Origin of the sequence: Halorussus marinus (genome assembly GCF_004521895.1) — an archaeon.
In the GTDB taxonomy this organism is placed as follows: domain Archaea; phylum Halobacteriota; class Halobacteria; order Halobacteriales; family Haladaptataceae; genus Halorussus; species Halorussus marinus.
The window spans coordinates 116,004-142,347 of record NZ_SBIR01000007.1; the positions used below are offsets into that span (position 1 = coordinate 116,004).

Annotated in this window: 32 protein-coding genes and 1 tRNA gene; 30 read left to right on the forward strand and 3 right to left on the reverse strand. The window is 69.4% G+C overall.

Translation table 11 applies throughout. The features are described 5' to 3' along the window. Positions 1 to 104 precede the first annotated feature (104 nt). A complete protein-coding gene (locus EPL04_RS10715) occupies positions 105 to 6,089 on the forward strand; it encodes a S8 family serine peptidase (protein WP_134671340.1) in 5,985 nt (1,994 codons plus the stop codon). Positions 6,090 to 6,180: 91 nt separating this feature from the next. Here the strand turns inward: EPL04_RS10715 and EPL04_RS10720 are convergent. Then, positions 6,181 to 6,251, reverse strand: a tRNA-Gly gene (locus EPL04_RS10720). Between the two features lie 221 nt (positions 6,252 to 6,472). Between EPL04_RS10720 and EPL04_RS10725 the strand changes: the two genes are divergently transcribed. From EPL04_RS10725 to EPL04_RS10855, 27 genes are all read left to right on the forward strand, one after another. Then, positions 6,473 to 7,357: a putative RNA uridine N3 methyltransferase gene (locus EPL04_RS10725; protein ID WP_134671341.1), complete on the forward strand. Its 885-nt coding sequence runs from the start codon at positions 6,473 to 6,475 to the stop codon at positions 7,355 to 7,357. A gap of 4 nt (positions 7,358 to 7,361) precedes the next feature. Next, entirely contained in the window at positions 7,362 to 8,378 is a 1,017-nt protein-coding gene (locus EPL04_RS10730; protein WP_134671342.1) for a 50S ribosomal protein L3, read from the forward strand. A 3-nt stretch (positions 8,379 to 8,381) separates the two neighbouring features. Then, positions 8,382 to 9,128 (forward strand): 50S ribosomal protein L4, encoded by a 747-nt coding sequence (rpl4p, locus tag EPL04_RS10735; RefSeq protein WP_134671343.1) that lies wholly within the window; start codon positions 8,382 to 8,384, stop codon positions 9,126 to 9,128. Then, positions 9,125 to 9,379 carry a 50S ribosomal protein L23 gene (locus EPL04_RS10740; RefSeq protein WP_134671344.1) on the forward strand — a complete coding sequence of 85 codons (255 nt, stop codon included), beginning with the start codon at positions 9,125 to 9,127 and terminating at the stop codon, positions 9,377 to 9,379. The genes rpl4p and EPL04_RS10740 overlap by 4 nt, the downstream gene beginning before the upstream one ends. A gap of 3 nt (positions 9,380 to 9,382) precedes the next feature. Further along, entirely contained in the window at positions 9,383 to 10,102 is a 720-nt protein-coding gene (locus EPL04_RS10745) for a 50S ribosomal protein L2 (protein WP_134671345.1), read from the forward strand. A 1-nt stretch (position 10,103) separates the two neighbouring features. Continuing rightward, a complete protein-coding gene (locus EPL04_RS10750; RefSeq protein ID WP_134671346.1) occupies positions 10,104 to 10,529 on the forward strand; it encodes a 30S ribosomal protein S19 in 426 nt (141 codons plus the stop codon). A gap of 3 nt (positions 10,530 to 10,532) precedes the next feature. Continuing rightward, positions 10,533 to 10,994 carry a 50S ribosomal protein L22 gene (locus EPL04_RS10755; protein ID WP_134671347.1) on the forward strand — a complete coding sequence of 154 codons (462 nt, stop codon included), beginning with the start codon at positions 10,533 to 10,535 and terminating at the stop codon, positions 10,992 to 10,994. Further along, positions 10,994 to 11,914 (forward strand): 30S ribosomal protein S3, encoded by a 921-nt coding sequence (locus EPL04_RS10760; protein ID WP_134671348.1) that lies wholly within the window; start codon positions 10,994 to 10,996, stop codon positions 11,912 to 11,914. The genes EPL04_RS10755 and EPL04_RS10760 overlap by 1 nt, the downstream gene beginning before the upstream one ends. Continuing rightward, positions 11,914 to 12,132: a 50S ribosomal protein L29 gene (gene rpmC / locus EPL04_RS10765; protein ID WP_134671349.1), complete on the forward strand. Its 219-nt coding sequence runs from the start codon at positions 11,914 to 11,916 to the stop codon at positions 12,130 to 12,132. Before EPL04_RS10760 ends, rpmC begins: the two co-directional genes overlap by 1 nt. Before the next feature lies 1 nt (position 12,133). Beyond that, positions 12,134 to 12,562 carry a ribonuclease P protein component 1 gene (locus tag EPL04_RS10770; RefSeq protein ID WP_134671350.1) on the forward strand — a complete coding sequence of 143 codons (429 nt, stop codon included), beginning with the start codon at positions 12,134 to 12,136 and terminating at the stop codon, positions 12,560 to 12,562. Next, positions 12,553 to 12,933 carry a 30S ribosomal protein S17 gene (locus tag EPL04_RS10775; protein WP_134671351.1) on the forward strand — a complete coding sequence of 127 codons (381 nt, stop codon included), beginning with the start codon at positions 12,553 to 12,555 and terminating at the stop codon, positions 12,931 to 12,933. Before EPL04_RS10770 ends, EPL04_RS10775 begins: the two co-directional genes overlap by 10 nt. Then, the gene (locus tag EPL04_RS10780; RefSeq protein ID WP_134671352.1) at positions 12,933 to 13,331 is read left to right on the forward strand and encodes a 50S ribosomal protein L14; all 399 of its coding nucleotides are present in this window, start codon (positions 12,933 to 12,935) and stop codon (positions 13,329 to 13,331) included. The genes EPL04_RS10775 and EPL04_RS10780 overlap by 1 nt, the downstream gene beginning before the upstream one ends. After that, positions 13,328 to 13,684: a 50S ribosomal protein L24 gene (gene rplX, locus EPL04_RS10785; RefSeq protein WP_134671353.1), complete on the forward strand. Its 357-nt coding sequence runs from the start codon at positions 13,328 to 13,330 to the stop codon at positions 13,682 to 13,684. Before EPL04_RS10780 ends, rplX begins: the two co-directional genes overlap by 4 nt. Next, on the forward strand, positions 13,681 to 14,424 hold the full coding sequence (locus tag EPL04_RS10790; RefSeq protein ID WP_134671354.1) for a 30S ribosomal protein S4e: 744 nt from the start codon (positions 13,681 to 13,683) through the stop codon (positions 14,422 to 14,424). Before rplX ends, EPL04_RS10790 begins: the two co-directional genes overlap by 4 nt. After that, positions 14,421 to 14,945 (forward strand): 50S ribosomal protein L5, encoded by a 525-nt coding sequence (locus tag EPL04_RS10795; protein ID WP_134671355.1) that lies wholly within the window; start codon positions 14,421 to 14,423, stop codon positions 14,943 to 14,945. The genes EPL04_RS10790 and EPL04_RS10795 overlap by 4 nt, the downstream gene beginning before the upstream one ends. Beyond that, the gene (locus EPL04_RS10800; protein WP_132059700.1) at positions 14,942 to 15,124 is read left to right on the forward strand and encodes a 30S ribosomal protein S14; all 183 of its coding nucleotides are present in this window, start codon (positions 14,942 to 14,944) and stop codon (positions 15,122 to 15,124) included. Before EPL04_RS10795 ends, EPL04_RS10800 begins: the two co-directional genes overlap by 4 nt. Positions 15,125 to 15,126: 2 nt before the next feature. Continuing rightward, entirely contained in the window at positions 15,127 to 15,519 is a 393-nt protein-coding gene (locus EPL04_RS10805; protein WP_134671356.1) for a 30S ribosomal protein S8, read from the forward strand. Positions 15,520 to 15,521: 2 nt separating this feature from the next. Beyond that, complete coding sequence (locus EPL04_RS10810) at positions 15,522 to 16,058, forward strand: 50S ribosomal protein L6 (protein ID WP_134671357.1); 537 nt, start codon at positions 15,522 to 15,524, stop codon at positions 16,056 to 16,058. Between the two features lie 3 nt (positions 16,059 to 16,061). Then, a complete protein-coding gene (locus tag EPL04_RS10815; protein WP_134671358.1) occupies positions 16,062 to 16,766 on the forward strand; it encodes a 50S ribosomal protein L32e in 705 nt (234 codons plus the stop codon). Continuing rightward, a complete protein-coding gene (locus tag EPL04_RS10820) occupies positions 16,763 to 17,203 on the forward strand; it encodes a 50S ribosomal protein L19e (RefSeq protein WP_134671359.1) in 441 nt (146 codons plus the stop codon). The genes EPL04_RS10815 and EPL04_RS10820 overlap by 4 nt, the downstream gene beginning before the upstream one ends. 2 nt (positions 17,204 to 17,205) lie before the next feature. Continuing rightward, positions 17,206 to 17,757 carry a 50S ribosomal protein L18 gene (locus tag EPL04_RS10825; protein WP_134671360.1) on the forward strand — a complete coding sequence of 184 codons (552 nt, stop codon included), beginning with the start codon at positions 17,206 to 17,208 and terminating at the stop codon, positions 17,755 to 17,757. Between the two features lie 3 nt (positions 17,758 to 17,760). Further along, positions 17,761 to 18,408 (forward strand): 30S ribosomal protein S5, encoded by a 648-nt coding sequence (locus tag EPL04_RS10830; RefSeq protein ID WP_134671361.1) that lies wholly within the window; start codon positions 17,761 to 17,763, stop codon positions 18,406 to 18,408. Continuing rightward, a complete protein-coding gene (gene rpmD, locus EPL04_RS10835; protein ID WP_134671362.1) occupies positions 18,405 to 18,869 on the forward strand; it encodes a 50S ribosomal protein L30 in 465 nt (154 codons plus the stop codon). Before EPL04_RS10830 ends, rpmD begins: the two co-directional genes overlap by 4 nt. A gap of 2 nt (positions 18,870 to 18,871) precedes the next feature. Next, the gene (locus EPL04_RS10840) at positions 18,872 to 19,348 is read left to right on the forward strand and encodes an uL15m family ribosomal protein (RefSeq protein WP_134671363.1); all 477 of its coding nucleotides are present in this window, start codon (positions 18,872 to 18,874) and stop codon (positions 19,346 to 19,348) included. Positions 19,349 to 19,536: 188 nt separating this feature from the next. Next, positions 19,537 to 21,003, forward strand: a complete 1,467-nt coding sequence (gene secY, locus EPL04_RS10845; protein WP_134671364.1) for a preprotein translocase subunit SecY — start codon at positions 19,537 to 19,539, stop codon at positions 21,001 to 21,003. A 64-nt stretch (positions 21,004 to 21,067) separates the two neighbouring features. Beyond that, positions 21,068 to 21,532, forward strand: coding sequence for a nucleoside deaminase (locus EPL04_RS10850; protein WP_134671365.1), 465 nt, complete (start codon positions 21,068 to 21,070; stop codon positions 21,530 to 21,532). A gap of 48 nt (positions 21,533 to 21,580) precedes the next feature. Beyond that, positions 21,581 to 22,306 (forward strand): hypothetical protein, encoded by a 726-nt coding sequence (locus tag EPL04_RS10855; protein WP_134671366.1) that lies wholly within the window; start codon positions 21,581 to 21,583, stop codon positions 22,304 to 22,306. Here the strand turns inward: EPL04_RS10855 and EPL04_RS10860 are convergent, their stop codons facing one another. Together EPL04_RS10860 and EPL04_RS10865 are read right to left on the reverse strand one after the other, a co-directional pair. Beyond that, positions 22,307 to 22,927 carry a hypothetical protein gene (locus tag EPL04_RS10860; protein ID WP_209019614.1) on the reverse strand — a complete coding sequence of 207 codons (621 nt, stop codon included), beginning with the start codon at positions 22,925 to 22,927 and terminating at the stop codon, positions 22,307 to 22,309. A gap of 81 nt (positions 22,928 to 23,008) precedes the next feature. After that, complete coding sequence (locus tag EPL04_RS10865; RefSeq protein WP_134671367.1) at positions 23,009 to 24,205, reverse strand: M20 family metallopeptidase; 1,197 nt, start codon at positions 24,203 to 24,205, stop codon at positions 23,009 to 23,011. Between the two features lie 285 nt (positions 24,206 to 24,490). On the opposite strand from EPL04_RS10865, the gene EPL04_RS10870 reads away from it, so the two are divergent. After that, positions 24,491 to 25,687 (forward strand): carboxylate--amine ligase, encoded by a 1,197-nt coding sequence (locus EPL04_RS10870; protein ID WP_134671368.1) that lies wholly within the window; start codon positions 24,491 to 24,493, stop codon positions 25,685 to 25,687. Between the two features lie 116 nt (positions 25,688 to 25,803). Further along, positions 25,804 to 26,334, forward strand: coding sequence for an AAA family ATPase (locus tag EPL04_RS10875; RefSeq protein ID WP_134671369.1), 531 nt, complete (start codon positions 25,804 to 25,806; stop codon positions 26,332 to 26,334). Positions 26,335 to 26,344 lie beyond the last annotated feature (10 nt).

A 26,344-nucleotide genomic window follows, 5' to 3' on the forward strand; every position in this document is an offset into this window, starting at 1 on the left:
ACGGTGACCGCCCGGCGGTAAGTCAGATTTCATATCAGAATTTAGTTTCTAATTGAAGGAAAGTATTTAAATATACGTAGTGGGACCTGCCGTCGATCACTCGAATGAGCGACCGGCCCCGTCCGCGGGCGCGACGGCTCGCGGCGACGCTCGCGTTCGTCGCGGTACTCGTGACCAGCGCCGCGGTTCCGGCGTTCGCGGCGCCGGCCCCGACCGGTGGCGCGCCGGCCGCCGCCGACCGCGCGGCGACGGCTGTCACCGCCCCGCCGGCCGGACTCGGACCGGACGCGACCGCCTCCGAGGGCATTCCGCGCCCGCCGGGGGTCAACGAGAGCGCCGACGTCGAGATCATCGGCGCGAACGACTCGGAGCCCCCGACGGGCGCGAACCGGACCGACGTGACCCTCGTCACCGGCCAGACCGTGACCGCGGTCGAGACCGCGAACGGGACCCGATACCGGGTCGCCGGCGACGACCGAATGCGGAAGGTGACGACCGGCGACGCCACCTACGTCTACCCCGCGGGAGTCGACTTCGAGACGTTCGGCCGCCGGCTGTTCGACGTCGATCTCCTCGTTCGACAGAACCTGACCGACGCCGAGACCGACGCTATCCCGGTCATCGTCAGCGGCCCCGACCGGCCGGGCCCGACGGCCGAGGAGCGAACTCCGGCCGACACGCTCGAGGCGGTCGAGGGCGTCCGACCGCGGGCGACCCTCGACAGCATCGGGGCCGCGGCCGCGACCGTCGGGAAGGCGCGGGCCCGACGGGCCGCCCGGCGGTTCGCGGCCGACGACGCCGTCGCTCGCGTGACCCTCGACGCGAAACACCGCCTCGACCTGCGCGACGCCGACGAAGCGGTCGGCGCGACGCGGGCCCGCCGGACCTACGGCGCGACCGGCGACGGGGTCACGGTGGCGGTCGTCGACAGCGGCATCGACGACGATCACCCCGCGATCGACCGGGTGGTCGCCGAGCGCGATTTCACCTACGAGGGCCGGACCGACGATCCCAACGGTCACGGCACGCACGTCGCCGGCATCGTCGCCAGCGACGACGAGACCTACACCGGGATGGCGCCCGACGCCAGCCTGATCGACGCCCGGGTGCTGACCGAGGACGGGTGGGGGTACACCTCGTGGATCCTCGCTGGGATGGAGTACGCCGTCGACAGCGGCGCCGACGTCGTCAGCGTGAGCCTCGGCGGGAGCGTCGGCTCCGAGCGGTCCGACGACCGTTACACTGAGGCGGTCGACAGCGCGACCGATCGCGGCGCCGTGGTGGTCACGTCCGCGGGTAACGGCGGCGACGCGTACGGCACCGTCACTACGCCCGGCATCCAGTCGCGGGCGCTCACGGTCGGCGCGAGCGTCGACGACGACGGGATTCCGGGCTTCTCCTCGCGCGGGCCCACCAAGTACGGCTACTACCTCAAGCCCGATCTGGTCGCCCCGGGCTGGGGCGTCGTCAGCGCGGCGGCCGGCACCGACGGCTTCGCGCGCAAGACGGGCACGAGCATGGCCGCCCCGGCGGTCAGCGGGGTCGCCGCGCTCCTCCTCGAGGACAACCCCGACTGGTCGCCCGCCCGGATCCGGGGCGTCCTGACGGCGACGGCCGACCCACTCTCCGGGCCAGACGTCTACACGCAGGGGGCGGGCGTCCTGAACGCCACCGAGGCGCTCGGCTCTGAACTGGCGGTCGCGCCCGCCACCGTCGACTTCGGCACCCTTCGGCGCGGCGACGACGCCGCCCGGACCGTGAAGCTCACCAACACCGGCGACGAGACGACGACCGTCGACGCCGACGCCGCCGCGACCGACGTCCGAGACGGCGACGCGGCGCCGGTTTCGGTGAACCGCTCGACCGTCTCGGTCGACCCCGGCGAGACCGCACACCTCCGTCTCGCGGTCGACGCCGGCGACGCGTCGCCGGGCACCTACTCCGGGCGGCTCTCGGTCGGAAACCACACCGTCGTCTTCGGGTTCGTCCGCGAACACGCGATCACCGTCGAGAAGGCGCCGGTCCCGAACACCTCGACGGCGGGCGACCGCGTCTGGCTGTTCGCCGACCGACCGGGACGGTCGAAGCTCACCGGCCGGGACGGGCTCGTCCGGCTGAACGGCTCGTCGACCACCTACCACGCGGTCGGCGGCGGGACCTACCGGCTCCTCTCGTCGGGCCGCGACGAGCGGACCGGCGAACCGATCGTGTTCGAGCGGACGCTGACCGTCGACGGCGACGAGCGGGTCGTCCTGAACGAGACCGAGACGGTCCGCCACGACCTCGACACCGGCGAAATCGGCCCGGTCGCGACCCGGAACGTGACCGTCGACTACGCCGCGACCACCGCGTCGGGCCGGACGTACGGCGGCTCCATCACCGCCCCGAACCCGGACGCGCCGGCGGTCCGGTTCGGGCCGGACTCGGCGCTGAACGCCACCGTGGGCCGCCTGTTGGTCTCGAACGGCTCCGGGGACGGGGCCGCGTTCGACGCGGCCGCGGTCTACCACCTACTCCACGAGGTCGACGGCGTCGACGGGGGTCGGACGACGACTGTCGACCCCGACGCGCTCGCGGCGAAGAACGTGACCTACCGGCGGGCGAGCCGGGACGGCTCGTACGAGGCGACGATGCGGGCGACCGCGGGCGAGTTCACCCACGCCGTCGTCGGGGGCGTCGGCGACCGCCGGACCCAGACGGTGTATCTCACCGACGGCGTCGACGACCACGCGATCGGCGCGTCCGGCGACGAGTGGCGGCTGACCCCGTCGGCGACCGGCTTCCACGGGCCGAACGCGACCAGCGAGGTCGCGTTCAACCGCCACCCGTTCCTCGGGAGCCTCCGGTGGACCGTCGACGACGGCGACCTCCGATATCGCGCGGCCGGCCAGACCGACGGGGACGGCCACCGGTTCGCGGACGGTCGCGCGGACTCGATCCGGGTCCGGGTCGACGGCCGCGAGAGGCTCTCCCGAGAGCTCGGGGGCGCGCCGGCGTGGCGAGACCCGGGCGTCGAGATCGCCCCCGGCGCCGATCTCGAACTCACGGTCGTCGGCCGGAACGGCGCGACCCCGCTCTCGACCCGGACCGTGACCACTCACCGCGCGACCTACGCGCCGGGCGACGACGACACGCCGCCGGGGCTCCGCTCGCTCGCGGTCCGCGAGCTGTCGGCGAACAACACCGCCGGCCGAGACCTCCGGGTGCGGTTCGCGGTCGACGGCGACGCAGAGCGCGCGGAGGCGTGGCTGGCGACCGACGCCGAGGCGGTCCCGTTCGGCGGCGACTCGGCCCCGGCGGGCGACGATCCGACGGGCTGGACCGCGGGGTCGGTCGAGCGCGTCGACGCGCCGGGCGACGCCGCGGTCTACGAGGCGACCTTCCGAGTGGCGGCGGGGCATCTCGGCCGGGTTGACCTCGCGGTCGCCGCGACCGACGACCGGGGCAACGCGATGGAGTCGACCGTCTTCGACGCCGTCCGGGTCGACGCTCGGGGACCGGCCGTCGCGGTCGCGTCGCTCGGGGCCGACGGGTCGACCGCGACCGACGGCTCGATCCACACCAACGGCACGGTGTCGGCGAACGTCACGGCCGACGACGCCGCCGGGGCGGTCGGGAACGTCTCGCTCGGGCTGTCGGCGGCGTTCGCGAACTACCGGACCGAACTCCCCGCCGCCCGGACGCCCGACGGCGACTGGGCGGTCGACGGCGACCTGACCGACCTGCCCGACGACGGCACCTACTCGGTCCGGGCGCTCGCCCGCGACCGGTTCGGCAACGAGAACCGCACCGCCCCGGCGGGAACGGTCGCGCTCGATCGCGAGCCCCCGGCGCTCGGCGCGACGCTGACCCGGGTCGACGACGCGACCGGCCGGGTGACCGTCTCGGCCGACGAGCCGCTGGCGTCGACGCCCGAGGCGACGGTCGAACGTCCGAACGGCACGTCGACCGACGTGGCGCTGAACGCGACCGGCGACCGCGAGTGGGCCGGGACCGTCTCGCTCGCGGACGGCGACGCCGGCTACGGCGTGACCGCGACCGCCACCGACCGCGCCGGCAACCCCGGTCGCGCGGTCTCGAACGCGAGCGTCGCGGCGGTCGACGCCAGCCCCGGTCGCCCGGCGACGGTCTCGCCGGCGGGGTCGGACGCGTTCGTCCGACTCCGGACCGACCGGGTCGCGAACGGCTCGGTGACTCTGACCCAGAGCGGGTCGGCGTTCGCGCCGCTCGAACCCGGACTGACCGGGCTGGGCTTTCTGAACGCCGATCTCGACTCGGCGGTGTCCGGCGCGCTCGCGAACGCAACCGTCGGAATCCCCGTCGACGAGTCCCGACTCCCGCCCGGCGTCGCACCCGGCGACGTCGAGGTACGCTACCGCGACCCGGCGACCGGCGGCTGGGACCGGCGTGCGACCGCGGTCCGGAACGTGACGGTGGACGGCGCCACGGACGCCTACTGGGTCGCGAACGTCACCCGCTTCTCGACGTACGGCGCGGTCGCGCCCGACGAGACCCCGCCGACGATCGACGGTCGGGCGCCCGACGGCGGCGAGTACCGGCGCGACGGTGGGGTGCCGGCCGTCGCGTTCGAGTACGGCGACGACCGCTCGGCCGTCAACGCCAGCGCGGTCGAACTGTTCGTCGACGGCGAGCGCGTGACCGACGCTCCCGCGACCAGCGTCACGAGCGAGGCCGTCCGGTACGGCGGGGCGTTCGACTACGGGACCCACGCCGCGACCATCCGCGTGGTCGACGAGGCGGGCAACGCGGCGAACGCGACGACCACGTTCGCGGTCGTCGGCGACGAGACGCCCCCGCGCGTAGTCGAGGCCTCGCCCGCCGACGGCGCCGAACTCCCAGCGGGCACCGATAGCCGCCGGTTCGAGTTCGCGCTCGCCGACGACGCGACCGGCGTGAACCCCGACGCCGTGCGAGTCCGGTACGACGGCGCGGACGTGACCGCCGACGCGACCGTCTCCGCCGACGCGGTCGCGTACACCGTCGACTCGCTGGCCGACGGGTCCGACCACGCGATCGAACTGGTCCTCGAAGACGAGGCCGGCAACGGCGCGACCTACACCCACGCGTTCGGCGTCGCCGACTCGGAGCCCGAGCAGACCGGCGGTGGCGCCGGCGGCGGAGGCGGGTCTGGCGGCGGGTCCGTCCCGCCTCCGTCAGTCCGGGCCGAGGTCACCGAGCGCGACGCCGCCAGCGCCACGATAAAGATAGTAAGCGCCCGCGCGGACGCGCCCGGTCGCGTGACGCTCGACGACGGCCTCCGCGGGGGCGAGGTCGCGTTCCGGACGGTCGGACTCACGCCGGCGAGCTCGGAGCCCGAGCCGCGATTCTTCCTCGGTCTCGACGCCTCCGCGGGGGCGCCGACCGGCGTTCCCGCGCTCGCGGACGCGAGCCGGACGCTCGGCTACCTGAACGCGACGCCGACGTACATCGCGGACGGCGAACTCGACGCGGTGTGGGTAAGATTTGGGGTGGACACCGCGACCACGGACGCCCCGGCCGGCGTCTCGCTGTACCGGTACGCCGACGGCGACTGGCGGCGACTCGACACCGATCTCGTCGGGACGCGGGACGGCGCCCACCGATTCACCGCGAGCGCCGCCGGCACCGGCGCCTTCGCTGTCGGGCTCGACGAGCCAGTCTTCGAGGTGCGGAGCGCCGGCCTGAACGCCTCGTCGGTGCGGGTCGGCGAGGCGGTCGCGGTGACAGCGAGCGTCGAGAACGCGGGGATGGCGGCCGGTATCGAACGCGTCGGGCTCGCGGTCGACGGCGAGACCGTTGTGACGGCGAACGTGACGCTCGCGCCCGGCGAAACCGAGGCCGTTCGGTTCGATCGGGCGTTCGAGACGCCCGGAGAGCGCTCGATCGCGGTGGGCGGGGCCACGGCGGGGACGCTCGCGGTGACCGCAGACCGGGCCGAGACGCCGGAACCGACGACCGCCGAAACCGACGCGACCGACGACCCGACGCGCGACGGCGGTACCACCACCGGGGCGCCGGGATTCGGACTCCTCGCGACGGTCGTCGCGTTGGTCGGCGCCGCGGTGGCCGCCTGGCGCGAGTCCTCGTGAGCCGCCACGGGCTCTCGGGCGTCTGTCGAAGCGTGAGAGAACGGTGGGGTTGTCGGAGACGTAACTCGGCGAAAAGCGGATCGGAGAGAAGTGCGCCGGCTGGGATTTGAACCCAGGTTGCGACCATGGCAAGGTCACGTGATACCACTACACTACCGGCGCCCTGCGGGCCTTCGTCTGCATTCACACATAACCGGAGGATACTAAATAAGGCTTCCGAATCGCGGGCAGAGCGAGGCCCGGTACCACGGTTCAATCGCCGAGTTCCGGCGCGAGCGACTTTGTGAGCGCCTCCCACCGCCGGACGAGAAGCGGCACCCTTTTACGACCCAAGCCGGTACGATTCGCTACAGTCTAGTGACCGGCCGTCGAAGCGTCACGGTATGACCGTCAGCGTACTCGTTCCGTCGTCCCTCGTCCGGGAAGCCGAGGACAAACGCGAGGCAACTCGCAAGCTCGGCTACGTCGCCCGCGCGGCGATGGTGTTCCGGGCCGATCGCCTCGGGGTCTTTCCGGATCCCGACGGCGAACGCCACTGGGGCGGCGGGTTCGTAAGCACCGTGCTGGAATACGCCGCGACGCCGCCCTACCTCCGAAAGGAGGTATTCGGCAAGCGCGACGAACTGGAGTACGCGGGCGTCCTACCGCCGCTCCGCGGCCCGTCGCTGACCGGCTCCGAATCCGAGGGTTCGGGGTCGTTAAGACAGGGAATCGTGACCGAGGTCGGACCTGAAGGGCGCGTTCGGGTCAATTGCGGACTGCAACACCCGATCTCCCTCGTCGCACCGCCGAAAATGGCGGTCGAAGAGGGGGAGCGCGTCACCGTCAGGATCTCTTCGCGAAGTCCGGTCCGTGCGAAGCTCGTCGACGAACCCCTCCCGGGGTTCGGAGTGACGCGCACGGACCTCCCGGCGGCCCTCGACCGCGACGACGCGGGCGTTCGCATCGCGACGTCCCGCCACGGGGTCGAACTGACGACCGGGCGGCTGACCGAACTGGTCGGCCGCACAGCCGACGACGGGATGACCGTCGCTTTCGGCTCGCCCGGTCGCGGCCTGCCGGAGATACTCGACCTCTCGGTCGACTCGCTCGGCGACCCGGGCGACGGCCGCGAGGACGAGGCGGACGCGGAGTCCGGAGTCGAATCGGGCGCACCCGGCCGGTTCGACCTCTGGGTCAACGCGGTTCCGAATCAAGGCAGCGAGGTCGTGCGAACCGAAGAAGCGATGTTCGCCGCCCTCGCCTGCCTGAACCTCAAAGAGAAGTGATACGATGCCAGAAACAAGCAGACCACGAAAAGGTTCGCTAGGGTTCGGCCCCCGCACGCGTGCGGCCAGCGAGGTTCCGCGCTTCAACTCGTGGCCCGACGGCGACGGCAGTCCGTCGCTCCAGGGCTTCGCGGGTTACAAGGCCGGCATGACCCATGTGGTGATGGTCAACGACGAGTCCGACTCCCCGCGCGAGGGGATGGAGGAGACCGTGCCCGTCACCATCGTGGAGACGCCGCCGATGCGAGCGGTCGCACTGCGAGCCTACGAGCAGACGCCGTACGGCAAGAAGCCGCTGACGGAAGTGTGGGGCGGAGAGTTCCACGAGGAACTCGACCGCACCCTCGACGTCCCGAAGGAGTACGACACCGACGCCGCCGCCGACGAACTGCGCGAAGCAGTCGCGGACGGCGACGTCGCGGACCTCCGGGTCGTCACCCACACCGTCCCGAGCGAGATCGCCAGCGTCCCCAAGAAGAAGCCCGACGTGATGGAGACTCGCGTCGGCGGCGGGTCGCTGGACGAGCGCGTCGACTTCGCGCTCGATCTCCTCGACGACGGCGGGGAACACGCGATGAACGACGTGTTCCGCGCGGGCGAGTACATGGACGTCAGCGGCGTGACCAAAGGGAAAGGAACGCAGGGCCCCGTCAAGCGGTGGGGCGTCCAGAAGCGCAAGGGCAAGCACGCCCGGCAGGGCTGGCGGCGCCGGATCGGTAACCTCGGCCCGTGGAACCCCTCCCGCGTGCGTTCGACCGTCCCCCAGCAGGGCCAGACCGGCTACCACCAGCGCACCGAACTCAACAAGCGCCTCGTCGACCTCGGCGAGGGCGACGACATCAACGTCGACGGCGGCTTCGTCAACTACGGCGAGGTCGACGGCGAGTACGCGCTGGTCAAAGGCTCGGTGCCCGGCCCGGACAAGCGCCTCCTGCGCTTCCGTCCCGCCGTCCGACCGAACGACCAACCGCGCCTCGACCCCGAGGTGCGGTACGTGAGCACCGAATCCAACCAGGGATAAACCATGCAAGCAACTATCCGAAACCTCGACGGCGAGGAAGACGGCAGTGTGGACCTGCCGGACGTGTTCGAGACGACCGTCCGGACGGACCTCATCGAGCGCGCCGTCCTCGCCGCTCAGGCAAACCGAAAGCAGGACTACGGCGCCGACGATTACGCCGGGATGCGGACCTCGGCGGAGTCGCCCGGCAGCGGCCGGGGCATGGCCCACGTTCCCCGAACGAACGGCGAGGCCGCCCGGGTCCCGCAGGCCGTCGGGGGTCGCAAGGCCCACCCGCCGAAAGAAGAGAAGGATCGCTCGCTCGACATCAACACCAAAGAGCGCAAGCAGGCGGTGCGGAGTGCGGTCGCCGCGACCGCCGACGCCGACCGTGTGGCCGAGCGCGGCCATCAGTTCGACGACGACCTCGACCTGCCGCTCGTGGTGAGCGACGACTTCGAGGACCTCGTGAAGACCAAGGAAGTCGTCTCGTTCCTCGAAGCGGTCGGCGCAGACGCCGACGTCGAGCGCGCCGAGGAGAACCGCTCGATCCGGGCCGGTCAGGGGACGACCCGCGGCCGGAAGTACAACACGCCCCGGTCGGTCCTGTTCGTGACCAGTAGCGAGCCCTCGAAGGCCGCCCGCAATCTCGCGGGCGCCGACGTGGCGACCGCCCGCGAGGTCAACACCGAGGACCTCGCGCCCGGCGCCGACGCCGGCCGACTCACCGTCTGGACCGAGAGCGCGATCGAGGAGGTGGCCGACCGATGAGCGGTATCATCGAGTACCCGTGGGTCACCGAGAAGGCGATGAACGAGATGGACTTCAAGAACAAGCTCCAGTTCATCGTCCACCTCGACGCCGACAAGCCCGAGATCCGCGAGGAGATCGAGGACCAGTACGAGGTCACCGTCGAGAAGATCAACACGCAGGTCACCATGAACGGCGACAAGAAGGCCACGGTGACACTCTCGGAGGACGACGACGCGCAGGAAGTCGCCTCGAGAATCGGGGTGTTCTGACACATGGGACGACGAATTCAAGGACAGCGACGCGGTCGCGGGACCTCCACGTTCCGAGCCCCGTCGCACCGGTACAAGGCGGACCTCACGCACAAAAAGCCCGAAGAGCGAGACGTGGTCTCGGGGACGGTCGTGGACATCGAACACGACCCGGCCCGGAGCGCGCCGGTCGCGGCCGTCGAGTTCGACGACGGCGACCAGCGGCTCATCCTCGTGCCCGAGGGCGTCGGGATCGGCGAGCAACTCCAGATCGGCGTCAGCGCCGAGATCAAGCAGGGCAACACGCTCCCGCTCGCCGAGATTCCGGAAGGCGTCCCGGTGTGTAACGTCGAGAGCAGTCCGGGCGACGGCGGAAAGTTCGCCCGCGCGTCCGGCGTGAGCGCGAGCCTCATCACCCACGACCGCGACGCCGCGGTCGTCGAACTCCCGAGCGGCGAGGTCAAGCGGCTCTCGCCCGACTGCCGGGCCACCATCGGCGTGGTCGCCGGCGGCGGCCGGACCGAGAAGCCGATGGTCAAGGCCGGGAACAAGCACCACAAGATGAAAGCGCGGGGCACCAAGTGGCCGAACGTGCGCGGCGTCGCGATGAACGCCGTCGACCACCCGTTCGGCGGCGGTGGCCGCCAGCACCCCGGCCGACCGAAGTCGGTCTCGCGGAACGCGCCGCCGGGCCGCAAGGTCGGGGACATCTCGTCTCGACGAACGGGACGAGGAGGGAACTAACATGAGCGAAGGCGAGTACAGAACCGGCCGCGAGGGTGAGTTCACCTTCCGCGGTCACACGCTAGACGAGTTGCAGGAGATGGACATCGACGAAGTCGCGGAACTGCTTCCCGCACGCCAGCGGCGAACTATCGAGCGGGGCCTGTCCACCGAGCAGCAGAAACTGCTCGAAGAGGCCCGCGAGGCCGGCGAGGAGGAGACGGCCAACGACCCGATCCGCACTCACCTGCGGAACATGCCGATTCTCCCGGAGTTCGTCGACAAGACGTTCGCGGTGTACACCGGTCAGAGCTTCGAGCGCGTGCGCGTCGAGCCCGAGATGCTCGGCCACTACCTCGGCGAGTTCCAGCTGACCCGAACCTCGGTCGAACACGGACAGGCCGGTATCGGGGCGACCCGCTCCTCGAAGTTCGTGCCACTCAAGTAAATCATGGGAATCAGCTACAGCGTCGAGGCCGACCCGGACACCACCGCCAAGGGGATGCTCCGGGAGCGGCACATGAGTCACAAGCACAGCAAGGCCATCGCCCGCGAGATCAAGGGCATGACCGCCGCCGACGCCGTCGACTACCTCCAGCAGGTCATCGACGGCGAGCGGTCGGTGCCGTTCAAGTCCCACAACAGCGGCGTGGGCCACCGAAGCGACATCGACGGCTGGGACGCCGGTCGCTACCCCGAGAAGGCCAGTTCGGCGTTTCTCGACCTCATCGAGAACGTGGTCAACAACGCCGACGAGCAGGGCTTCGACGGCGAGGAGATGGAGATCATGCACGTCGCCGCCCACAAGGTCGGCGAGGTCCAGGGCCGCAAGCCCCGCGCGATGGGTCGCGCGAGCGCGTGGAACACCATGGAAGTAGACGTCGAACTCATCCTCGAGGAGGCTGACGAGTAATGGCGGACGAACACCAGTTCATCGAAGACGGGCTCCAGCGCTCCCAGATCGACGAGTTCTTCAGCGACGAACTCGGGCGCGCCGGCTACGGCGGCATGGACGTCGCCAAGACCCCGATGGGAACCCAGATCGTGCTGAAGGCCGAGAAGCCCGGCATGGTCATCGGCAAGGGCGGCAAGAACATCCGGAAGATCACCACCCAGCTCGAGGAGCGGTTCGACCTCGACGACCCGCAGATCGACGTTCAGGAGGTCGACGAGCCCGACCTGAACGCCCGGATCGTCGCCGACCGGCTCGCAAACGCCCTCGAACGCGGCTGGTACTTCCGGAAGGCCGGCCACACCACCATCGACCGAATCATGGACGCGGGCGCGCTCGGCGCCGAGATCGTCCTCTCGGGCAAGGTGTCCGGGGCGCGTTCGCGCGTCGAGAAGTTCAACCGCGGCTACATCAAGCACAACGGCGAACCCGCCGAGGACATCGTCGACCACGGTCAGGGCGTCGCGGTGATGAAGCTCGGCACTATCGGCGTGGACGTCAAGATCATCCCGCCGGGCGCCGACCTCCCCGACGACTTCGAGATCCACGAGGGCGCGAGCCCCGAAGAGGTCGTCCCGGAGGCCGTCGAAGCCAACGAGTCGGTCGAGGAACTGCTCGACGAGCCGACCGACGAAGAACTCGAAGAGCTCGGCGCCGACGAGGCGGCCGAAGACGCCGACGAGTCCGACGAGCAGGCAGTCGACGAAGAGGTCGTCGAGGAGGTCCTCGAAGAGGAGACCGCGACGGACGAGGAGTCCGACGCGGACGCCGAGGCCGACGAGTCGGTCGAAGAGGAGCTCGACGAACTCGAAGAAGAGGTCGAACAGGAAGCCGAGGAGCTCATGGACGAGATGGACTCCGACGAGGAGGGTGACGAATAATGGCGATCGTTCACGTCGAGGAGATCCGCGACATGACTCCGGCAGAGCGCGAATCCGAGCTCGAAGAGCTCGAGACCGAACTGCTCAACGCGAAGGCCGTGAAGGCCGCGGGTGGCGCGCCCGAGGACCCCGGCCGATTCCAGGAACTGCGCCGGACCATCGCGCGCATCAAGACGGTCCAGCGCGAGGAAGGCGACCTGGACGAAGACGACGAATAACATGCCACTCACACCCGAAACGCTGACGCGACACGAGCTCAACGGGCTGTCGGTCCGCGTCGTGGACGCGGCCAATCCGGACCTCGTCGGAATCGAGGGCCGGGTGGTCGCCGAGACGCGGGCCACGCTGAGCGTCGCGTCGGCCGATCGGGTGCGGCAGGTGCAAAAGCAGGGCTCGACGTTCGAGTTCGCGCTCACAGATGAACCCGCCGACTGCTCCGGGCCGCGCTCGGAGCCCCGTCGCGTCTCGCGTGACGGCGCCGCCAAGGAGTCGGGGACCGCGTCCAAACGGGGATCGGAAACTGCCGGAGGTCGCTCCGGTCAGTCTGGTCACTGCGAGGGCGTGGCCTACGTTACGGTGGATGGCGCGCGACTGCTCTCACGACCCGAACTACGCACCGAGAAGGCAGGTGAATCCAGATGGCAATAGGACTGAACGTAACAGAACCGGAGGAGACCTGCTCCGACGAGAACTGTCCCTTCCACGGAACGCTTTCCGTGCGCGGACAGACCCTCGAAGGAGAGGTCGCCTCCACAGACATGGACAAGACCGTGATCGTCGAGCGAGAGTACGACGTTCCGGTGCCGAAGTACGACCGGTACATGAAACGCCGGTCCCGCGTTCCGGCTCACGCGCCGGAGTGCCTCGGCCTGGAAGTCGGCGACACGGTTCGTATCGCAGAGACCCGACCGCTTTCGAAGACGAAGTCCCACGTCGTCGTCGAGACCCTCGACACGACCGAGGACTTCGGAGCGGGCGGCACCGAACACGCCGAAACCGACGAGGAGGGCGAAGACTGATGGAGGCACTGAAGGCTGACGTCACGCAGGGCCTCGCGAAGGGCTCGCTGCTGACCTGCGCCGACAACACCGGCGCGCGCGAAGTCAAGGTCATCAGCGTCTCCGGCTACTCGGGCACCAAGAGCCGACACCCCAAGGCGGGGATCGGCGACAAGGTGACCGTCTCGGTCACGAAGGGTACCCCCGAGATGCGCCGGCAGGTGCTGGAGGCGGTCGTCGTCCGCCAGCGCAAGCCCATCCGTCGCCCCGACGGCACCCGCGTCAAGTTCGAAGACAACGCGGCCGTCATCATCGACGACGTCGAAGAGCCCCGCGGGACCGAGATCAAGGGTCCGATCGCGCGGGAAGTCGCCGAACGGTTCGGCTCGATCGCGAGCACGGCTACGATGATAGTATGACTGAACAACCACGCAAACAGCGAAACCAGACCGAAAGCGCCTCGCTCCACGAGCGTCACAAGCAGGTCAACGCCACGCTGTCCGACGACCTCCGCGAGGAGTTCGACACCCGGCGCGTCCGGGTCAACGCGGGCGACACCGTCGAGGTGATGCGCGGTGACTACGCCGGCGAAGAAGGCGAAGTCATCGACGTCGACCTCCGCGACGCGGTCGTTCGCGTCGAGGACGTGACGACCGAGAAGGCAGACGGGGAGGAAGTGCCCCGGGCGCTCGACGCGAGCAACCTCCGCGTGACCGACCTCGACCTCGAGGACGACGTGCGCGAGGCGCGCCTCCGAGGTGACGACGAATGAGCAACCACCAGAAACGACTCTCCGTTCCGAAGTCCTGGCCGGTCGAGCGCAAGACCGAGACGTTCACCGTGAAGGCCCAAGGCCCCCACGGCGAGGACGGCGTCCCGCTGCTGATCGTGCTGCGGGACGTGCTGGGCTACGTCGCGTCGCGGAAGGAAGCCCGCTACGCGCTCGAACAGGGCACGGTGCTGGTCAACGGCGACGCGAACGTCGCCGAGGACCGTCCCATCGGGATGTTCGACATCCTGGCGTTCACCGAGCGCGACGAGTACTACCGGGTGTTCCCCGACGAGGGCGGTCGGCTCGCGCTGACCCCCATCGACGCCGCGGACGCCGACAGCAAGCTCTCGAAGATCGAGGACAAGACGAAGGTCGCCGGCGGCCGGACGCAGCTCAACCTCCACGACGGGCAGAACCTGCTCGTCGAGGACGACGAGTACGCCGCCAAAGACTCGATCGTCATCGACAACGACGACGGCGAGATCGTCGCCCACTTCCCCTACGAAGAGGGGAGCCTCGTGACCGCGGTTCGGGGGTCCCACGCCGGCGACATCGGCGAGGTCGACGAGATCCAGACCACTCCCGGCAGCGGTTCGAACAACGTCGTGGTCGACGCTGGCGACGACTCGTTCGAGACGGTCGAGGAGTACGTCGTCGTCATCGACGAGAACTTCGTCGGCGACGAGGCGGACGCCGCCTCTGACGACGAGAGCTCCGAGGACGGAGGTGACGACGAATGAGCGAGTCGCAGGCCGACTTCCACGAGATGCGGGAGCCGACCATCGAGAAGATCGTCGTCCACATGGGCGTCGGCGAGGGCGGCCGCGCGCTCGCGGACGCCGAGGAGATCATCGAGGACGTCACCGGCCAGCAGAGCGTTCGGACGCAGGCGAAGGCCACCAAGCCCGAGTTCGGCATCCGGCAGGGCGACCCGATCGGCGCGAAGGTCACCCTGCGCGACGACGAGGCCGAGGAGTTCCTCGAGACGGCACTCCCCATCGCGGACGTTTCGGCCGGGCAGTTCGACGACACCGGGAACTTCAGCTTCGGCATCGAGGAGCACACCGAGTTCCCGAGCCAGGAGTACGACCCCAACGTCGGCATCTACGGGCTCGACGTGACGGTCAACCTCGTCCGCCCCGGCTACCGTGTCTCGAAGCGAGACAAGGTGACCCGTTCGATTCCGTCGGGTCATCGACTGAGCGCAGAGGACGCCATCGCGTACCTCGAAGCCAACTTCGACGTGGAGATAGAGCAATGAGCGAAAGCGAAACCGAATCCGACGCGACGGGAGAGCACGCGGCCAAACGCACTGGCCAGATCGAGGAGTGCCAGCGCTGTGGCCGCAAGCAGGGACTGGTCGGCAAGTACGACATCAATCTGTGTCGCCAGTGCTTCCGCGAGATCGCCCGAAGCATGGGATTCAAGAAGTACCGATAACCATGGCAGGAAACGATCCGCTGGCCAACGCACTCTCGGGCGTGGACAACGCCGAGAGCGTCGGGCATCTGAGCCACACGGTACAGCCCGCCTCGAACGAGATCGGCAGCGTACTCGAAGTCCTCTACGACCGAGGGTACATCGACGGCTTCGAGTTCGTCGACGACGGTAAAGCCGGAGAGTTCGAGGTCGAACTGAAAGGCGCAATCAACGAGTGCGGCGCGGTCAAGCCCCGGTACTCGGCCGGGGCCGACGAGTTCGAGAAGTGGGAGAAGCGGTTCCTCCCCGCCCGGGACTACGGGGCGCTCGTCGTCACGACCAGCCGCGGCGTCATGAGCCACTACGAGGCCCGCGAGCGCGGCGTCGGTGGCCAGATCATCGCCTACGTGTACTAACAATGGCACGAGTAGAACTGGAAATTCCGGACGAGGTAACCGCCGAGATGGACCACCTCGAACTCACCGTCGAGGGTCCGAACGGCGCCGTCACCCGACGCCTCTGGTACCCCGACGTGACCGTCGAAACGGACGACGGCTCGGTGGTCATCGAGAGCGAGGAGAACGACGCGAAGACGAACGCGACCGTCGGCACGTTCGAGAGCCACGTTCGCAACATGTTCCACGGCGTGACCGAGGGCTGGGAGTACACCATGGAGGTGTTTTACTCTCACTTCCCGATGCAGGTCCGCGCCGAGGGCGACGAGGTCGTCATCGAGAACTTCCTCGGAGAGAAAGCCCCGCGACGGACCGACGTTCACGGCGACACGACCGTCGACGTGGACGACGAGGTCGTCCGTCTCAGCGGCCCGAGCATCGAGGACGTCGGCCAGACCGCCGCGGACATCGAGCAGTTGACCCGCGTGCAGGACAAGGACACCCGCGTGTTCCAGGACGGCGTCTACATCACCGAGAAGCCCCAGACTGGAGGTGTCTAACGAATGGCAGACGAACCCCAAGAGCTTGAAGACATCAGCGGCGTCGGCCCGAGCAAGGCCGACTCGCTGCGCGAGGCCGGCTTCGACGCCGTCGAGGACGTCAAGGCGGCCAGTCAGGACGAGCTCGCCGAGGTCGAAGGCATCGGGAACGCCCTCGCGGCCCGCATCAAGGCGGACGTGGGCGGGCTCGAAGTCGAGGACGAGACCGAGGCAGAGATCGAAGAAGACGAGACCGAAGCCGACGAGGCCGAGGCCGAGGAGGTCGAGACCGAACTCCAGCCCCGCGGGCTGGTCGACAAGACGCCCGACCTCACCGAGCGCGAGGAGGAACTGCTCGCCCAGCGCAAGCGCGTGGGCAAACCGCAGTTCAACCGTCAGGACTACCACAAGAAAAAGCGCACCCCGACCTCGTGGCGGCGTCCGAAGGGGACGCTGTCGAAACAGCGCCGCGGCATCAAGGGCAAGGGCCCGAAGGTCGAGGCGGGCTACCGCACGCCGAAGGCGGTGCGCGGCAAGCACCCCAGCGGCTTCGAGGAAGTCCGCGTCCACAACGTCGACGACCTCGAGGGCGTCGACGGCGACCGCGAGGCGGTCCGCATCGCCTCGAAGGTCGGCGCCCGCAAGCGCGAGCGCATCGAAGAACAGGCAGAAGACCAGGGCGTCCGCGTCCTGAACCCGACCTACGAGGAAGTGGAGGTCGACGAATGACTGACCTGAACGCACAGAAGCGACTCGCCTCGGACGTGCTCGACGTCGGCGAGAACCGCGTCTGGTTCGACCCCGACGCGCAGGGCGACATCGCGGAGGCGATCACCCGCGAGGACATCCGCGAACTCGTCGAGGACGGCACGATTCGGGCCAAGGACAAGAAGGGCAACTCCCGCGGTCGCGCCCGCAAGCGCAAGCAAAAGCGCGACTACGGGCACCAGACCGGCCCCGGCACCCGCAAGGGGAAGGCGGGCGGTCGCCAGAACGAGAAAGAACAGTGGCAGAAGACGATCCGCGCACAGCGCCGGAAGCTCAAGGAACTCCGCGCCGAGGGTGAGATCACCCAGTCGCAGTACCGCGACCTCTACGACAAGGCGAAAGGCGGCGAGTTCCGGAGCGTCCGGTATCTGCTGAACTACATCGAGAGTAACTACTAACCATGGCAACAGGACCACGATACACGGTGCCGATGCGCCGTCGCCGCGAGGTCCGGACCAACTACCATCAGCGGTTGCGCCTGCTGAAATCCGGTAAGCCCCGGCTGGTCGCTCGCAAGAGCAACAAGCACGTCAGGGCGCAGCTGGTCACGATGGGTCCGGACGGCGACGAGACAGTCGCGAGCGCCTTCTCGGGCGACCTCGAGGAGTACGGCTGGGAGGCCCCCACGGGCAATCTCCCGAGCGCGTACCTCACGGGGTACCTGCTCGGAAAGCGTGCGCTCGACGCGGGGTACGAGGAGGCGGTGCTCGACATCGGCCTCAACACCGCGACGCCCGGCAACAAGGCCTTCGCGGTGCAGGAGGGCGCTATCGACGCCGGCCTCGAGATCCCCCACAACGAGTCGGTGCTCGCCGACTGGTCGCGTAACCGCGGCGAACACATCGCCGAGTACGCCCAACAGCGCGACGAGCCCCTCTACAGCGGGGAGTTCGACGCGACGGAACTGCCCGAGCACTTCGACGACGTGCTCGAAACGCTACAGGAGGACTAACACATGTGTGCAAACCACGACGGCTGGGAACCCCAGACCCGTCTCGGCCGCAAAGTCGCCGAGGGCGAGATCGACACGATGGAGGACGCCCTCAACTCCGGCCTCCCGCTGAAGGAGTCCGAACTCGTCGACCAGCTCCTGCCGGGGCTCGAAGACGAGGTACTGGACATCAACATGGTCCAGCGGATGACCGACTCCGGTCGCCGCGTGAAGTTCCGATGCGTCGTCGCGATCGGTAACCGCGACGGCTACGTCGGCTACGCGGAGGGCCGCGACGATCAGGTCGGCGGGGCCATCCAGAAGGCGATCGACATCGCGAAGCTCAACCTCATCAAGGTCAACCGCGGCGCCGGGTCGTGGGAGGACCGAAGCGACCGACCCCACTCGCTGGCCCGCCGGACGACCGGCAAGGCCGGCTCGGTCGAGGTCGAACTGATCCCCGCCCCGACCGGGCTGGGACTCGCGGCGACCGACACCGTCCGGAAGATTCTGGAACTGGGCGGCGTCGAGAACGCCTGGACCAAGAGCCACGGCAACACCCGCACCACGCTCAACCTCGCCAAGGCGACCTACAACGCCCTGGAGAACGCCGCCGAGTCGCGCGGCCCGCGAGGTCAGGTGGACTTCGAAGAGGAGGTAGCCGACTCATGAAGGCGGTCGTCCAGATTCGGGGCGAAGTCGACATGAGCGGGGACATCCAGGACACCCTGGAGATGCTCAACATCCACCGCGTGAACCACTGCGCGCTGGTCCCCGACGGCGACGCCTACCGCGGGATGATCACGAAGGTCAACGACTACACCGCGTACGGCGAACCGAGCCAAGACGTGCTCGAAACCCTGCTTGAGAAGCGCGCCGAGCCCGCCGAGGGTTCGGCCGACGTCGACGACGAGTGGGTCGCGGACAACACCGACTACGACGGCGTCAGCGACCTTGCGTCGGCACTGCTCGACGACGAGACGACCCTGCGCGAGCAGGGACTCGCACCGGTCCTTCGCCTCCACCCGCCGCGGGGCGGCCACGAGGGGCTCAAACACCCCGTCGTGGAGGGCGGCGAACTCGGCAAGCACGACACCGAGGAGATCGACGCGCTCCTCAAGGCGATGCGATAACCATGACGGACAAGAAACGACGACAGCGCGGCTCTCGCACCCACGGCGGCGGCACGCACAAGAACCGGCGCGGCGCCGGCAACCGCGGCGGCCGCGGGCGCGCGGGACGCGACAAACACGAGTTCCACAACTACGAACCGCTCGGCAAGCACGGCTTCTCCCGGCCGGAGAAGGTCAAAGAGGAGGTCCTGACCGTCACCGTCCAGAAGCTCGACGAGGACGCGGCCCTGCTGGCCGCCGACGGCGACGCCGAGGAGACCGACTCGGGCTACCGACTCGACGCTCGCGACATCGTCGACGACGGCTGGGACGCCGACGCCGTCAAGGTGCTCGGCGACGGCCAGGTCCGCAACGAGCTCGAAGTCACCGCCGACGCCTTCTCGGCGAGCGCGGTCGAGCTCATCGAGGAGGAGGGCGGCGAGGCGGTCCTCAGCGAGCGCGCCGAGGACGAAGACGACGAAGACGCCGACGACGAGTAACGTCTCGGAGTTTTTCCGTTCTTTTTCGACGGCGAGCGCCAGCCGTAGTCGTCTTTCGGCGGCGAGCTCGACCGGCGCGTGCGCCGCTGTCCTACCGGATTCGTGACGAATAGACGCGGCGTCTTCCGGGGATCGAACGTGGTCCAAAGCGAAGCACATACAAGCCCCCGTCCGATGTATTGCGATATATGAGTTGGAAAGAGACGGCCGAACCAGTCCTCAGCCGGATGCCCTCCGTGAGACGGCCGGAGGGCCACGTCCCGTTCAAGCGAAAGCTTGGCTGGACCGCGGGCGTGCTGGTCCTGTACTTCTTCCTCACGAACATCTTCCTGTACGGTGCCAACGAGACTGCCGACGTGTTCGGCCAGTTCCGGTCGATCCTGGCCGGCGGGCAGGGGACCATCCTCCAGCTCGGTATCGGACCGATCGTCACCGCGAGCATCGTGTTGCAGCTGCTCGGCGGTGCCGACCTGCTCGGGCTCGACACCGACGACCCCCGCGATCAGATCCTCTATCAGGGCCTCCAGAAGCTGCTGGTGGTCGTGATGATCTTCCTGACCGGCCTGCCGATGGTGTTCGCCGGCAACTTCCTGCCCGCGGACCCGCAGGTCGCCCAGAGCCTCGGGATCGGCCTCGGGGGCGTCAAGTGGCTCATCTTCGCCCAGATCGCCGTCGGGGGGATCCTCATCCTGTTCATGGACGAGATCGTGAGCAAGTGGGGCGTCGGCTCCGGGATCGGGCTGTTCATCATCGCCGGCGTGAGCCAGCGGCTCATCGGCGGCCTGTTCGCGTGGCCCGGGCTCGGCGAGCGGACCGGCCTGCTCGCGACCTGGTGGGGGATCGTCTCGGGGAGCGCCCAGAACATGCCCTCGCTGCTGACCGGCGACGGCATCCAGTACCTCCTGACCGGGCCGGGTGGCATCCTCGCCATCTTCACGACGGTGTTCATCTTCGCGGTCGTCGTGTACGCCGAGAGCGTCCGGGTCGAGATCCCGCTCAGCCACGCCCGCGTGAAGGGCGCGCGGGGTCGGTTCCCGGTGAAGCTCATCTACGCGAGCGTCCTGCCGATGATCCTCGTCCGGGCGCTCCAGATGAACATCCAGTTCCTCGGGCGCATCCTCAACAGCCAGCTCGGGGCTATGCCCGCGTGGCTCGGCCAGTACAGCCAGGGCCAGCCGACCGGCGGGCTGTTCTACTACCTCGCGCCGGTACAGTCGCCCCAGCAGTGGATGTGGTGGGCGGCGGGCGCGACCCAGGAGCCGTGGCAGATCATGATCCGGGTCGCGGTAGACCTCACCTTCATGGTGATCGGCGGCGCCATCTTCGCCATCTTCTGGGTCGAGACCACCGACATGGGCCCGGAGGCCACCGCCAAGCAGATCCAGAACTCCGGGATGCAGATCCCCGGCTTCCGCCAGAACACCGGCGTCATCGAGAAGGTGATGGAGCGATACATCCCGCAGGTCACCGTCATCGGCGGCGCGCTGGTCGGTCTGCTCGCGGTGATGGCGAACATGCTCGGCACCATCGGCGACGTCTCCGGGACGGGGCTGTTGCTGACGGTCTCGATCACGTACAAGATCTACGAGGAGATCGCCGAGGAGCAGCTGATGGAGATGCACCCGATGATGCGGGACATGTTCGGCTCGGACTGACTCCGATCCCGTCTCGCCCCGTCGCACCCAAACGTTTCTGTCGGTCGCCTCCGATTGCTGAGGCGTGAGCTCACTCGACGAACGCGATCACGAACCGCACGTCCGGCGAGCGATTCGGCTCGCCAGACGGGCCGGCGACCGGGGCGACGGCCCGTACGGATCGGTGCTCGTCCGGGACGGCGACGTGGTGATGGAAGAGACAAACCGCGAGCACACCGACGACGACATCGCGCTCCATCCGGAACTCACGCTGGCGCGTCGCGCCGCTCGCGAACTCGACGCCGGCGAGCGGGCGGAGGCGGTGATGTACACCAGCACCGAGCCCTGCCCCATGTGCGCGGGCGCGATCGCCATCGCGGGACTGGGCGGCGTCGTGTACAGCGTCTCGGCCGCCGCCCTCGCCGAGGCGTTCGGCGGGCCCGAGAGCGTCCCCTGCGGCGAAATCTTCGAGCGCCGCGGCCGGGAGATCCCGGTCGTCGGGGGCGTCCTCGACGAGGAGGGGCTGGCGCTCCACCGGGAGTTCCGGTAGCCGGCGCAGGTCACAGTCGTTAACCCCTGCGAGTGCGTTCGGTCGACGATGACCGAACCCACCGACCGCGACCCCGCATCGACCGAGGCGGTCGCCGAGCGCCGCGACGAGGTCGTCGCGCGCGTGGCCGACCACGCCGGGACGATCGCGCGCGAACTCGCGCTGTTGCACGGCGGCGACTACGGCAAGCGGAGCTTCGAGACCGAGCGCGGCGAGTGGACGGTCAAGTACGAGGCCGGAGCGCTCCAGTTTCTCCTGTTCGACGGCGGTCGGACCGAGACGTACGTGGTCTCGACCAAGCATCCGCCCGACCCCAACGCACTCGCGACCGCCATGGAGGACTACGACGCGTTCGTGGCGGCGTACAACGACTACGTCGGGTCGCTCTCCGGGGTCCTCGACGACGTGGCCGACGAGTTCCCCGAGGTGGCCTCGACCGAGTCGGTCGTCGCCGAGCGCGACCGGGTGCTCGGCGCGATCCGGGACGCGGCCGATCGGATGGCGCTCGAACTCTCCCGGTACGAGGCCGACGAGTACGGCACGTTCGCGGCGCGGGTCGATGGGACCCGGTGGGAACTCAAGTGGGACGTCGACGGCGCGAGCTACCTCCGGGTCGGCGGCGAGGGCGGGGTCTATCTCCTCTCGCAGTACGAACAGCCCTCGGCCCGCGACGTGCGCCGGCTCGCGGGGGACGTCTCGGGATTCGTGGCGGCGTTCAACGACCACGTCGAGGACCTCGATGCCGGCCTCTCGACGGTGTCGCTCGATCCGTAGTTACTCTCGATCGGCGGTCGCTCGGTCGGGTGCCGCCGCCCCGCCGGTTCGACCGACCCGGTAGCTGAGGCCCGCGATGAACGCCGCCGCGAGCGCGAACCCACCGATCGACTGGAGCCAGGTGTGAGCCCCCGCCAGCGGTCGGGCCGCCACCATTCCGATCGCTACCGCGAGCAGCGGCCAGAACCGGCGGTCCGCAGAGACGAGGTAGCCGGCGGGCGCGACGGCGTACGCGACGTGACTCGAAACGTCCCAGAACGGCGTGATCGCGACGTGGACGACGGTGACCCCGAGCAGGAGCGCCGCGAACCGCGGGACGTGTCGGCCCCACTCTCGGAGGCGCCAGACGATCCCGATCAGCAGGATCCCGACCCCGAGCCCGACGCTCCCCGTGAAGTCCTCGCCCCACGACGGCACCGACTCGAAGACCGCGCCGGTCGACTCGTAGATGGCGAACGCGACCGCCCATCCCGCGACGACGGCGAGCGCGCGTCCGGCGAGTCCGGCGGGACCGAACCGCCGCCGTCGCCACTCGTGTCCGACGAGCGCGATCGTACAGAGGAGGACGAAGTACTCCGGAGCGAACGCCTCGGAGTACAGCCGTGCGAGCTCCGTTACCATATCCGACAGGAGCCGACCGCCGTCCGATCATAGTTGTGGTTTCTCCGGGTTCGGCGTCGACCTGCTGGCGTCGGTCCCCGGCTAGGACTCCGACAAAACCTCTCTCGTCGCGGTTTTCAGGATTTCGAGCCCGGTCGCGGCGTCCGCGAGGTCGATGCACTCGTCGACCGCGTGGGCCTTCGAGAGGTCGCCCGGCCCCCAGATGACGGCCTCGATGCCTCGCTCGACGAACTCCCGGGCGTCGGTCGCGGCCGCCATCCCCCACGGCTCGGTCGGGGCGTCGGCCCGGTCGGCCGAGAGCCGGCGCAACCGCTCGGCCAGCGGGCTGTCGTCGGCGATCCCGGCCGAGGCGTAGTGCATCACGAGTTCGCGGTCGGTCTCGACGCCCGCCTCGCGCTCGACGCCCGCGAACAGGTCGTCGAGCTCCGTCTCCACGTCCTCGAAGCGTTCGTCCGGGAGGATTCGCCGATCGAGCAACAGTTCCGCGCGCTCGGGGAGCACGGCCATGTTCGAATCGGTGCCGGCCGACAGCTCCGTGACCGTGGCGTAGGCCCGCCCGACGAGGTCGTCGACGCGCTCGCGGAGTCGGGCGTCGTACTCGTCGATCGCGTCGAGCACCGGCCGGGCGGCGTCGATCGCGTTCGCGCCTTCGTCGGGGTGGCTGGCGTGGGCGGCGGCCCCGGCGACGCCGACCCGGAAGGTGGCGACCCCCTTCGCGCGCGTGCCGACCCGGAAGCCGGTGGGTTCGAGCACGACCGCGGCGTCCCCGCCGTAGCCCGCCTCAAGGAGGCTCGCGGTGCCGGGGTCGCCGGTCTCCTCGCCCATCGCGGCGTGGACCACCAGCGAGCCGTCGAGGTCGCCCGACTCGATCTCTGGCGCGAGGTCCCGGGCGGTCACCATCGCGAGCGCGATCCCCGTCTTCATGTCGGCGCTCCCCCGACCGTGGAGGCGGCCGTCGGCGATCGCGCCGGCGTAGGGGTCGTGGGTCCACGCCTCGCGGTCGCCGGCGGGCACCACGTCGGTGTGGCCGTTCAGCACGAGCGTGGGCCCGTCCTCGCGGTCGCCGACCTCGGCGACCGCCTGCGGGCGCTGGGCGCTTGGCTCCTCGAACAGCGTCGCGTCGATCCCCCGGTGGTCGAACCACTCGACGACGAACTCCGCGCAGGGCCGCTCGTTGCCCGGCGGGTTCTCCGTCTCGATGCGGACCAGTTCGGCGGCCAGCCCCGGCAGATCGTCGAGGTCGCTCGCAGTCGGGTCGGCGCCGGCCTCGCCGCTCATGGGTCGCCCTCCGGGCCGGTCCGTCCCGGCGCGCCGCGTTCGTCTCCGCTCGCCGCGTTCGCCGTCGACTCGATTCGCCGCTCGTCTCCGGTCATGGCTACCAGTGTGAATGGGGCCCGTATAAGTGCAGGCGGTTCGACTGGGGACGGTTCGCACGATCCGGGTCGCGCAGGCACCGCGGGACCGCCCCCAGACGACGCCTATCGGAGCGTAGGCTCGGCCTGCGCCGCCGAACCGGAGTTAACGGTTCCCTATCTTAATGAGCGTCTACGCCGACCCGAGGGTATGGCGACGACCGAGAACCGAAACGCCGTCCTCCTGCCGACGGGGTACGACCCGGCGACGTACGCGTGTCTGCGGTCGCTCTCGGACCGCGGGCTCCGCGTGATCGTCGCGTCCCACCACGACGACGTCCCGGAGTTCGCCTCGCGGTTCTGCGACGAGGCGCTGACGATTCCCTCGCCCCACGACGACCTGCTCGCGTACAAGGACGCGCTGGTCGGCATCGCCGCCCGTCCCGACGTCCGCACGGTGGTCCCGATCCGCGAGGAGGACAGCTACGTCCTCACGAAGTACCGCGAGGAGTTCGAGGCGTACGTCTCGCTCCTCGTGCCGGACCTCGAGACGCTCCGGAACGTCCACGACCGAAAGCGACTGTTCGAGATCGCGGCGCAGGCGGGCCTGGCGGTGCCCGAAACCCGGCTCCTGAGCGAGGTCGACGACTGGAGCGAGGAGATGATCGTGAAGTCGCGGTACAACCTCCTGACTGACGAGTACCTCGACGCCTACGCCCCCGACGAGGCCGAGGAGGTCAAGACCGTCACCCACCTGCGCCCCGGCGAGCGCCCCGACAGCGAGGCGCTCGTCGCGCAGATGCACCACGAGCCGCTCGTCCAAGAGTACGTCGAGTCGAGCGACGAGTACCTCTTTGGGGCGGTGTGTGATCGGGGCGAACTCCTCTCGACGTTCCAGCACCGCCAGATCCGGGGCAACTCCTACACCGGCGGGGGCGGCGTCTACCGCGAGTCGGTCGACGTGCCCGCGCTCGAACGGGCCGGCCGGACCCTGCTGGAGGCCCTCGACTGGCACGGGGTCGCGTGCATCGAGTACATGCGCGACGCCGAGACCGGCGAGTTCGTACTCACCGAGATCAACCCCCGGATGTACCAGTCGCTTCCGTTGACGGTCCGGGCGGGCGCGGACTTCCCGCTCCACTACTGGCTGGCGGCGACTGACCGTCCCGACCGGGTCGAGTCGGGCTACGAGGTCGGCGCCGGGAGCCACCTCCTGTACGGCGAACTCGGCTACCTGCTGAGCGTGCTCCGGGACGACTCCCCGCACGTCGAGCGGCCCTCGCTCGCCGCCACCGCGTGGGAGATCCTCTCGTCGTGCTACGACCACCCGAACTTCGACTACCTCCGGCTCGACGACCCCGGCCCGTTCGTTCAGGGCGTCCGTCACATGCTCTCGGCGCGCGGGTGAGCCCGACGCGTTTGCCCCACTTTCATAACGGGTCGCCGGCCAGAACACGGTAGTCAGGATGATCCGGGGACTCGCGGCGGCCGACGCGCACGCCCGTTCGACCGACGGTGGTATCGATGGCTGAGTCGCTGGTCGCGGTCTGTGGCCTGCCGGGCGTCGGGAAGACGACGGTGGCCGAGACCGTCGCCGACCGGCTCGACGGCCGGCTCCTCCGGACCGACGTGGTCCGCAAGGAACTCCTCACCGACCCCGACTACACCGAGGAGGAGTCCCGGCTGGTGTACGACGAACTGTTCGATCGGGCCCGCGAGACCGTCGGGTCCGGCCGGAGCGTCGTGCTCGACGGCACCTTCCAGGACGCCGGCCGCCGGGACCGACTCGCGACGCTCGCCGCGGACCTCGGCGCCGAGTTCCGGCTGGTGAAAGTCGAGTGTGCGGAGTCGGTGGTCCGCGACCGGATCGAGCGCCGGGAGGGCGACGAGAGCGACGCCGACTTCGAGGTCCACCGGCTCTACCGCGAGACGTTCGACCCGCTCGCGCGCGATCACGTCACCGTGGACAACTCCGAGGGGCTCGAAGCGACCCGCCGGCAGGTCGCCGAGCAGTTCCCCGAGCGCGCCGGCGACCCGCCGAACGCAGAGCCCTGAGTCGAGGCGT